This window comes from Mycobacterium sp. (assembly GCF_032162105.1).
Taxonomy (GTDB): Bacteria; Actinomycetota; Actinomycetes; order Mycobacteriales; family Mycobacteriaceae; genus Mycobacterium.
Genome location: NZ_JAVRPS010000028.1, coordinates 1 through 8,456, shown reverse-complemented (window position 1 = coordinate 8,456; position 8,456 = coordinate 1). Strand labels below are relative to the sequence as shown.

11 protein-coding genes are annotated in these 8,456 nt (G+C 67.8%); 7 read left to right on the top strand and 4 right to left on the bottom strand.

The annotated features are described in order from the left end of the window. The 3 genes from QOC69_RS01185 to QOC69_RS01175 form a co-directional block, all read left to right on the top strand. Positions 1-474, top strand: a 474-nt coding sequence (locus tag QOC69_RS01185; protein ID WP_526435541.1) for a DUF6262 family protein, incomplete at its 5' end; no start/stop codon positions are given. Positions 475-523: 49 nt separating this feature from the next. After that, on the top strand, positions 524-832 hold the full coding sequence (locus QOC69_RS01180; protein ID WP_526435539.1) for a hypothetical protein: 309 nt from the start codon (positions 524-526) through the stop codon (positions 830-832). Positions 833-852: 20 nt separating this feature from the next. Further along, positions 853-1,308 (top strand): PPOX class F420-dependent oxidoreductase, encoded by a 456-nt coding sequence (locus QOC69_RS01175; RefSeq protein ID WP_526435537.1) that lies wholly within the window; start codon positions 853-855, stop codon positions 1,306-1,308. A gap of 3 nt (positions 1,309-1,311) precedes the next feature. Here QOC69_RS01175 and QOC69_RS01170 read toward each other — a convergent pair whose 3' ends face one another. Continuing rightward, positions 1,312-1,698, bottom strand: a complete 387-nt coding sequence (locus QOC69_RS01170) for a DUF3224 domain-containing protein (protein ID WP_526435535.1) — start codon at positions 1,696-1,698, stop codon at positions 1,312-1,314. A gap of 194 nt (positions 1,699-1,892) precedes the next feature. On the opposite strand from QOC69_RS01170, the gene manT reads away from it, so the two are divergent. The 3 genes from manT to mmpH are packed head-to-tail and all read left to right on the top strand — an operon-like array spanning position 1,893 to position 4,910. After that, positions 1,893-3,128: an MMP alpha-(1->4)-mannosyltransferase gene (manT, locus tag QOC69_RS01165; protein ID WP_526435533.1), complete on the top strand. Its 1,236-nt coding sequence runs from the start codon at positions 1,893-1,895 to the stop codon at positions 3,126-3,128. After that, positions 3,122-3,853 carry a class I SAM-dependent methyltransferase gene (locus tag QOC69_RS01160; protein WP_526435531.1) on the top strand — a complete coding sequence of 244 codons (732 nt, stop codon included), beginning with the start codon at positions 3,122-3,124 and terminating at the stop codon, positions 3,851-3,853. Before manT ends, QOC69_RS01160 begins: the two co-directional genes overlap by 7 nt. Further along, positions 3,840-4,910 carry an MMP endo-(1,4)-3-O-methyl-alpha-D-mannosidase gene (gene mmpH / locus QOC69_RS01155; RefSeq protein ID WP_526435529.1) on the top strand — a complete coding sequence of 357 codons (1,071 nt, stop codon included), beginning with the start codon at positions 3,840-3,842 and terminating at the stop codon, positions 4,908-4,910. The genes QOC69_RS01160 and mmpH overlap by 14 nt, the downstream gene beginning before the upstream one ends. On the opposite strand, the gene QOC69_RS01150 is transcribed toward mmpH, so the two are convergent. Together QOC69_RS01150 and QOC69_RS01145 are read right to left on the bottom strand one after the other, a co-directional pair. Beyond that, complete coding sequence (locus QOC69_RS01150; protein ID WP_526435527.1) at positions 4,907-6,127, bottom strand: septum formation family protein; 1,221 nt, start codon at positions 6,125-6,127, stop codon at positions 4,907-4,909. The two genes, mmpH and QOC69_RS01150, sit on opposite strands and share 4 nt — an antisense overlap. A 204-nt stretch (positions 6,128-6,331) precedes the next feature. Beyond that, positions 6,332-7,018 carry a class I SAM-dependent methyltransferase gene (locus QOC69_RS01145; protein ID WP_526435525.1) on the bottom strand — a complete coding sequence of 229 codons (687 nt, stop codon included), beginning with the start codon at positions 7,016-7,018 and terminating at the stop codon, positions 6,332-6,334. Between the two features lie 53 nt (positions 7,019-7,071). On the opposite strand from QOC69_RS01145, the gene QOC69_RS01140 reads away from it, so the two are divergent. Next, a complete protein-coding gene (locus QOC69_RS01140) occupies positions 7,072-7,641 on the top strand; it encodes a TetR/AcrR family transcriptional regulator (protein ID WP_526435523.1) in 570 nt (189 codons plus the stop codon). On the opposite strand, the gene QOC69_RS01135 is transcribed toward QOC69_RS01140, so the two are convergent. Beyond that, positions 7,628-8,248, bottom strand: a complete 621-nt coding sequence (locus QOC69_RS01135; protein ID WP_526435543.1) for a TetR/AcrR family transcriptional regulator — start codon at positions 8,246-8,248, stop codon at positions 7,628-7,630. The two genes, QOC69_RS01140 and QOC69_RS01135, sit on opposite strands and share 14 nt — an antisense overlap. Positions 8,249-8,456 lie beyond the last annotated feature (208 nt).

Sequence of the window (8,456 nt, the reverse complement as noted above, 5' to 3'; positions counted from 1 at the left end):
CCGCCGACAACCTCACCAAGATCATCGACAGCCTCCACAACGGTGCCGCCGCAACCGGGCCGAGTGAAGACGATGCTTGCTGACAATTCCGCGCACCTACGCGCCGCAGCCCGCTCAAAGCGCGAAGCCACCCGACAGCGCGCGCTCGCCGCACTCGCCAAGCTCGAGGCCGACGGCACCCGAGTAACCGTCACGGCACTGGCCAAGGCCGCTGCGGTCGCGCGCTCCTGGATCTACACCCAACCTGACGTGATGGAACGGGTCGCAGCGGCTTCTGAGCATCCCGCCAAGCCCTCGCCGGCTCGAACGACAGACGAATCCTGGCAGCGCCGACTCGAGCTCGCCCACCAAAGAATCAAGGACCTCGCCGAGGAGAACAAGCAACTGCGCACCCAACTGGCCCTTGCCCACGGCCAGCGCCGCACCGAACAGATCACCTCGGTGAGGACACTGTCCTCAAGGCAAACGCCCTGACCAGCGGCGATGAGTGCATATGGAACCCAATCGAACGTATGATCGAAGGATGGGCGATCTTCAGTCGATCGGCTACCACGGTCAGCCCGTCCAACAGGCGTTCCGACGGGTCGATCCCCCGATCGCCGTCCTGGTCGACCTCGCGGCGGTGTTCCCGCGCGAGCCGCACCGCGCGGGCGGGTACAACCCGGCGGGCCTGCAGATGCACACCGTCGTCGAGGGCCGATTGAGCTGCTGGGGTCTGTGCGAGCAGGGATATTGGTGGGGATGGGTCACCTACGAGGTGGCCTACGGCATGCAACGCCGGTCCGTCACGCATTGGATCCCGGCCTGGACGCTCAAGCGCGCCGCGCGCTGATCGGTAACTACGGTGGAGGGATGGCTCGCACCTACGCCACCGCGGACGCGGTCGGCCTTCCCGAACTCATCGACTTCGTCCGGCCGCGCCATCGCATGGTCCTGACTACCTACCGCGCCGACGGGTCGTTGCAGAGCTCGCCGGTGACCGGGGGTGTGGACGATTCGGGCCGGATCGTGATCGCCAGCTATCCGCAGCGGGCGAAGTCGGCCAACCTGCGCCGTGATGCGCGCGCCAGCGTGACGGTGTTGTCCGACGAGTTCAACGGCCCGTACGTCCAGGTCGACGGCGACGCCGAGGTGGTGCTGCTGCCGGACGCGGTCGAGCCGCTGGTCGACTACTTCCGTGCGATCGCAGGGGAGCACTCCGACTGGGACGAGTACCGGCAGGCGATGGTGGATCAGGGAAAGTGCCTGATCAGGGTCACTCCCACCCGTTGGGGGCCGGTGGCAACGGGAGGGTTCCCGCCGGCGTAGGCGTCAGGTGGGGTCGAGCTCGAGCGTCATCGACCCTGCGGGGTCGGCGCGGAACGTGCCCTTGCCGGTCATTCCCTTGAGTTCGTCGGTGCCCGACACGATGCGCAGGGTCGCCGTCGCAGCGCCGTCCTTGAAGTCGCCGTCATGCAGCAGCACCAGGCTGCCGTGCTTGCCGTCGACCGTGCCCTTGATCCGCTCGATCCCCACGAACGTCGCGGTCTTGTCAGGCGCATAGGCCATCAACCACTTGGTGGTCGAGGTGGCCTCGATGCCGCCTGAGTACTTCTTCTCGACCAGGGCCTCGGTCAGCTTCGCCACGCCAACGCCCTCGTCAAACGGTGTTTCCTCCCAGCCTGCGATCTCGAACTCGGCTTCGACGCGACTTGTCATGACTCCTCGATTCCTCTCGCTGGAGGGTGGGTACCCGACAGGCAAGGTCCGGAATCCACAGGCCGCGCAGCACGGCGGCGAGGGCGCCGTGATACCCAGGTGGAGCGGTCGCGTTGCGGCGTCTAGCCCATCAAACTATAGTCTGGACACATGTCCAGAGCCCTGCCTTCGACTCTGGCCCCGGTGAACTGACCATGCGGATCGCCCTGTTGTCCTACCGGAGCAAGACCCATTGCGGAGGGCAGGGCGTCTACGTCCGTCATCTCAGCCGTGGTCTCGTCGAGCTCGGACACGACGTCGAGGTGTTCTCCGGTCAGCCCTATCCTGGCGGTCTCGACCCCAGGGTGCGGCTCACCAAGGTGCCAAGCCTCGACCTCTACCGTGAGCCCGATCCGTTCCGCGTCCCGCGGCCCAGCGAGATCCGCGATCGCATCGATCTGCTGGAGCTGCTGACCACCTGGACGGCCGGCTTCCCCGAGCCGCGGACCTTCTGCCTGCGGGTGGCCAGGATCCTCGCCGAACGCCGTGACGATTTCGACGTCGTGCACGACAACCAGAGCCTTGGCACCGGGCTGCTCGACATCGCCGAACTCGGCCTGCCCCTTGTCGCCACCGTGCACCACCCCATCACCCGGGACCGCGTGCTCGACGTCGCCGCGGCCAAGTGGTGGCGAAAGCCGTTGGTGCGCAGGTGGTATGGCTTCGCCGAGATGCAGAAGGAAGTGGCGCGCCAGATCCCGGAGCTGCTGACCGTGTCCACCACGTCGGGGGCCGACATCGCCGAGGACTTCGGGGTGTCGCCCAGCCAGTTGCACGTGGTGCCGCTCGGCGTGGACACCGAGTTGTTCCGGCCTGCCGAGAACCGGGTGCGCAATCGGATCATCGCGATCGCCAGCGCGGACGTGCCGTTGAAGGGCGTCAGCCACCTGCTGCACGCCGTCGCCCGCCTGCGCGTGGAGCGGGACCTGGACGTCCAGCTCGTCTCGAAGCTCGAGCCCAACGGACCGACCGAGAAGCTGATCGCCGAACTCGGCATCTCCGACATCGTGCACAGCTGCAGCGGTATCAGCGACGCCGAACTCGCCAGGCTGCTGGCGTCGGCGGAGGTGGCCTGCATCCCGTCGCTGTACGAGGGCTTCTCCCTGCCCGCCGTCGAGGCGATGGCCAGCGGCACTCCCATCGTGGCCAGCCGCGCCGGTGCGCTGCCAGAGGTGGTCGGCACCGACGGCGAGTGTGCCCGCCTGGTTCGCCCTGCCGACGTCGACGACCTGACCGCCGTGCTTGGCGAACTGCTCGACTCACCGATGGAGTTGCGCCGCCTCGGGGCCGCGGGCCGTCGCCGCGCGGTCGAGGTTTTCAGTTGGGAATCCGTTGCCGCGCAGACGGTCTCGGTGTACGAACGCGCGATGGAACGGACCAAGACATGCTGACCGTCGACTTCGACCGACTGGGCGTCGGCGCAGGCACCTCCGTCATCGACGTGGGCTGCGGCGCGGGCAGGCACGCGTTCGAGGCATTCCGTCGCGGTGCCGACGTGGTGGCGTTCGACCAGGACGGCGAGGAACTGAACGACGTCGACGCGATCCTGCAGGCGATGCAGCAGCAGGGGGAGGCGCCCGCATCGGCCAAGGCCGAGGCGGTCAAGGGCGATGCACTCGACCTGCCCTACGTCGACGGGAGCTTCGACTGCGTGATCGCCTCGGAGATCCTCGAGCACGTTCCTGCCGACGACCGTGCGATCGACGAATTGGTCCGGGTGCTGAAGCCGGGCGGGTGGCTGGCCGTCACCGTGCCGCGCTGGCTGCCCGAGAAGATCTGCTGGCTGTTGTCCGACGAGTACCACGCCAACGAGGGTGGACACATCCGGATCTACCGGGCCGACGAACTGCACGCCAAGATCGCCCGGCGCGGGATGCGCTTCGATCACCGGCATCACGCGCACGCATTGCACTCGCCGTTCTGGTGGCTGAAATGCGCAGTGGGCGTGGACAAGCCGAAACACCCTGCGGTCGCCGCCTACCACAAGCTGCTGGTGTGGGACATGATGTCGCGGCCGTGGCTGACCCGCAACGCGGAAGCGGCGCTCAACCCGCTGATCGGCAAGAGCGTCGCTCTCTATTTCCAGAAGCCGGCGGTGACCGTTGCGTCCGCATGAGATCCCGCGTGTTTCAGGCGTTCTGACGCCTGCTCAGTGCCTCCAGACCGCGGAGTCGATCGCCGCCACCCAGGAGTCCACCGGTGCGCTGCCCTGGTTCGACGGTGGCCACACCGATCCGTGGGATCACGTCGAGAACGCGATGGCGCTCACGGTCGCCGGGCTGTGGGAGCCGGCGCGGGCGGCGTACGCCTGGTGCCGCGACACGCAACGCGCTGACGGTTCGTTCCCGATCCAGCTGCGCAACGGCGTGATCGAGGACGCCAACAGCGACAGCAACTTCTGCGCCTACGTCGCCACCGGCGTCTGGCACCACGTGCTGATCACCAGGGACCGCACGTTCGCCGAGGCGATGTGGCCGGTGGTGAGCCGTGCCATCGACTTCGTGCTGACGATGCAACTCGATGGTGGTGAGATCGCCTGGGCCAGGAGTGATTCGGGAATCCTACCGGATGCACTACTGACCGGCTGCGCCAGCATCTACCACAGCATCCGGTGTGCGTTGGCGTTGGCGACCTACCTCGGGGAGTCGCAACCGGAGTGGGAGGTGGCCGTCGGCAGCCTGGGCCACGCGATCGCGGAGCACCCGGAGTCGTTCCTGCTCAAGGACACTCACTCGATGGAGTGGTACTACCCGGTGCTCGGTGGGGCGCTGCGCGGTGCCGCAGCGAGCGCGCGAATCGATGCCCGCTGGGACGAGTTCGTGGTGCCGGGTCTTGGCATCCGGTGCATCGACCACCGGCCCTGGGTGACCGGCGCGGAGACCTGCGAACTGGTGATGGCGCTCGACGCCATCGGCGACTCGGTCCGAGCGCACGAACAGTTCGCGAACATGCACCACCTTCGCGAGACGGACGGCTCCTACTGGACCGGTCTGGTGTTCGCCGACGGCAAGCGGTGGCCGGTGGAGCGCACCACGTGGACGGGTGCGGCGATGATCCTTGCCGCCGACGCACTGTCGTCAACGACGCGTGCCAGCGGTATCTTTCGCGGCCACGACCTGCCGCGCGGTCTGGAAGGCGACTTCGACTGCGCCTGCGCGGCCAGCGAGCGTTAGCCGTCCAGCGCCGGGGGCGGCGCGACCTCGTCAGGGGATTCGGCGGGGACTGGCGCCTCGGCTGGCGGTTCGGGCTCGGCCGTCGGTGGGGGCTCGTCCGCGGCGATCACGGGCTCCGGGTCCTGTGGCGGTACCACCGGTGACACGGCGGGTGCGGTGGCGACGTCGGCCGTCGGTGGTGTCGGTGTCGGGTCATCGCTACTGCCTGCGGCGGGTTGACGGCCATTGATCAATACCCCGGTTCTGGCGCTTCCCACCAACGTTGCCCATCGGCCGTCGGGATCGGGCGATGCCAACCGGCACGCGATCTGGCGGCTTCCAGCTGCCCAGCTGGCTGGGGAGATCGGGGTATACCGCACGGTCAACGACGTCGCGGCCAGTGAGAGGGGCGACAGATAGGCCTCCGTCACGGCGCCGCAGTCGCGACGGACCACTTCATCCTGAGCGGCGATTTCCGGCGGTGGGCCGACGAACGCGTCGGCCAGGCTCACTACCCCGGTGATCTCCATCGCGTGTGGCGAGGCGCAATCGACCGGGAGGTCGGTCGCATTGCCGTCGAGAATTCCCAGGCACGTCGCGGCAGGCCAGATCGCGGATTGGTCCAGTTCAGCCACCCGGCCCCGGAAGCTGCCCGATGCTCCCTGGTTGCCCAATTGCAGGCCGCACAACAGCCGACCGCCGGATTGGGGCTGAGGCCCGGCAGGAGACCACACCATGCCAATGCCGAATCTCCCCTTGGGGTCGAAATGGCTTCCCAGGTAACGATGGATCGCAGGCGGGCAGACCTGCTCGAAGATCTGTTGGAGGCGGTCGGCGCCGGACGCGTCGACGGCATCGATGTCGACCGCTTCGGCCACCTCGAAGAGGTGGTCGCCGTTGCAGTCGACGGCAACGGCCCGGTCGGCTTCTCCCGAGGGCCAGGTCAGGCATTCACCGCTGGCCGCGCGGGTGGCCGGCCCGCGGGCGGTCGCACCGTGATCGTCCATCCGAAACGCGATGACGACCGAGGTGGCCACGATGACGATTCCCACCAGGATCAGCGGCAGCCGCAAGCGCCGCCGTGACGTACGGAAGGGGCGCGGCGAATCGGCCTGCGCCTGCGTCATCGCGGTCACCACTGCCTCGGCTACGGACCGGACCTCGCGCGTCGCAAATCCAACGGGCAGTGCCAAGGGCTCGGTCGAGGCGTCCAGTACATCCCGCCTGCGCGGCGTCACCGCGTCATTGTGCGCTGAACCTACCGATATTGCCATTTGAGCAAAGTTTCGTAGTCTTCAATTCGGTCACGGCAGCCGGATGGGGATTGTCTACTTCCGTGCGTGACTGCCTGGGATCGAAGTGATCAGGTATCGCCGAAGCATCTCGGATCTGGCAAGCAAGGCACGGTTCTAGCAATCGCCCTTCGCCGAATCCGCGCGTAGCTAGCCGTCCAGCGGCTGGCCGGGTGTGCCCGACGTCCGCTCCAGCAGGCGCATCGACCCGATCGCGGCCACCTCGAGGAACGCGCCGGTGTCCAGCGCGCGACGATAGATGCGGTACGGCGCCTGTCCACCATCGTTGGGGTCGGGGAACACGTCGTGGATGACGAGCGCACCACCGACGGCCACCCACTTGGCCCAGCCGTTGAAGTCGTTCTGCGCCGCCTCGTCGGTGTGCCCTCCATCGATGAACAACAACTGCAACGGAGTTCGCCACGACCGGGCGACGAGTGCGGACTTGCCGACGACGGCGACGACGTTGTCGTCCAACCCCGCCGCGTCGAGCGTGTGCCGCAGCGTGGGCAGCGTGTCGAATCGTCCCGTCACCGGGTCGACCATCGAGGTGTCGTGATATTCCCAGCCGGGTTGATGTTCCTCGGAGCCGTGGTGGTGGTCGATGGTGTAGAGCAGGCCACCCGTCTGCTGGGCGGCGGCGCCGAGCAGCACCGTCGACTTGCCGCAGTAGGTGCCGATCTCGACGCCGACGCCGTCGCCCAGGTACCGCATCGCCGCGTCGTAGAGCGCACGACCTTCGTCGGCAGGCATGAAACCGATGACGTCCTCTGCGAGCGTGAACAGCCGCGCAGCGGCGCTCGGCAGGGTGGTGTCGGCGGTGTCGGCAGTGCTCATGCGGGCCAACTTACCGTTGCCGGTGACCCCCGGTTGTAGTAGCGTCCGGACACGTGTCCGATCCGGCCTTGGAGTCGACTCGGCGCCGTCTGACCGCCAAACAGGCCGACACCGTCGATCGGCTGGGAAGGGCTGCGGTCGATCTCCTGAATCGCGAGGGTTTCGCGGGTCTCACGGTGCGTCGGGTGGCCGCGGAGGCGGGCGTCGGCGCGGCCACGGCCTACACCTACTTCTCCTCCAAGGAGCACCTGGTTGCCGAGGTGTTCTGGCGCAGGCTGGTGGCCGCACCGCCGGCGCCACACGACTCCACCGATCCCGCCACCCGCGTCGTCGACGTGCTGCGCCACATCGCGCTGCTGGTCGCCGACGAGCCCGAGTTCGCCGGTGCCGTCACCAACGCGCTGCTCGGCCGCGACCCCGACGTCGATGTGCTGCGCCAGCGGATCGGCCACGACATCCGCGGTCGACTGACCTCAGCGCTCGGCACGGACGTCGACCCTGACGTCATCGACTCGCTGGAGATGCTGTACTCGGGCGCCCTAGTGCGGGCCGGGATGGGCTACACGTCCTATGCCGACATCGCGCGCCGACTGGAGAAGTCGGCGCGGCTCATGCTGGGCTGACGCCGGAGCCGAGGATCGCGGTCGCCGCGGTGACGGCCGGCTCGCTGATGTCGTGAAGGTCGCGTCCGCGTTCCACCACCTGCGCGGTCAGTTCCCGCAAGCCGCCCAACAGGATCAGCGCCAGGGGACGCGAAACGGGTGACAGCTCGGCGCGACGGAAGCCAGGGCTGTCGGTGAGTACGACCAGCATGTCGGTGAGCTGCTCCATGGCCAGGCGGTGTAACGGCAGGGCGGCCGGGCCCAGACCGGGAGCCTCGCGGATCCAGCTCAGCGTGACGGCCGGCCGTCCTGCAATGTGGCCGACGTACGCGTCTACCGCGCTGACGATCTGCTCGCGCCACTCGGCCTCGGGGTCGACGGCCGACTGGATCGCGACGATCAGGACGTCGTTGTTGGTCCGCAGCAACTCGACGAAGCACTCCTCCTTGCTGACGAATTCGCCATAGAAGGTGCGTTTCGAGGTCTTGGCGTTGCGGACGACGTCGGCGACCGTGGTGTCCCGGTAGCCGCGTTCGGCGATCGATTCGGCGAGGCCGTCGAGTAGTCGCATCCGGAAGGCTTGCGCACCGGAATCCGTTCGGGCGGCTTCGGTAACTACGGACGCCATGCCGTCACCTCCAAACCGTTCCTGGTGAGTGAGCAGGAGTGAGTTCTGCTCGGTTGCGGCCCGAACGGTCTTGGCCGCGGCGGCGGGTGTTCTCCGGTGGACCGGTGCGCATCGCGTGCGGCCGGTGGGCTGGAACTGCCGTGCCTGCCATCGTGGCGACGGTGGCGGTCGGGCCTGGCCGGTGGAGTGCCCGCCACGGTCCACTGTC

Coding starts and splice junctions, on each gene's coding strand:
- manT (WP_526435533.1), top strand. CDS start 1,893: ATGCGGATCGCCCTGTTGTCCTACCGGAGCAAGACCCATTGCGGAGGG.
- QOC69_RS01170 (WP_526435535.1), bottom strand. CDS start 1,698: ATGACAAGTCGCGTCGAAGCCGAGTTCGAGATCGCAGGCTGGGAGGAA.
- QOC69_RS01180 (WP_526435539.1), top strand. CDS start 524: ATGGGCGATCTTCAGTCGATCGGCTACCACGGTCAGCCCGTCCAACAG.
- QOC69_RS01135 (WP_526435543.1), bottom strand. CDS start 8,248: ATGGCGTCCGTAGTTACCGAAGCCGCCCGAACGGATTCCGGTGCGCAA.
- QOC69_RS01175 (WP_526435537.1), top strand. CDS start 853: ATGGCTCGCACCTACGCCACCGCGGACGCGGTCGGCCTTCCCGAACTC.
- QOC69_RS01145 (WP_526435525.1), bottom strand. CDS start 7,018: ATGAGCACTGCCGACACCGCCGACACCACCCTGCCGAGCGCCGCTGCG.
- QOC69_RS01160 (WP_526435531.1), top strand. CDS start 3,122: ATGCTGACCGTCGACTTCGACCGACTGGGCGTCGGCGCAGGCACCTCC.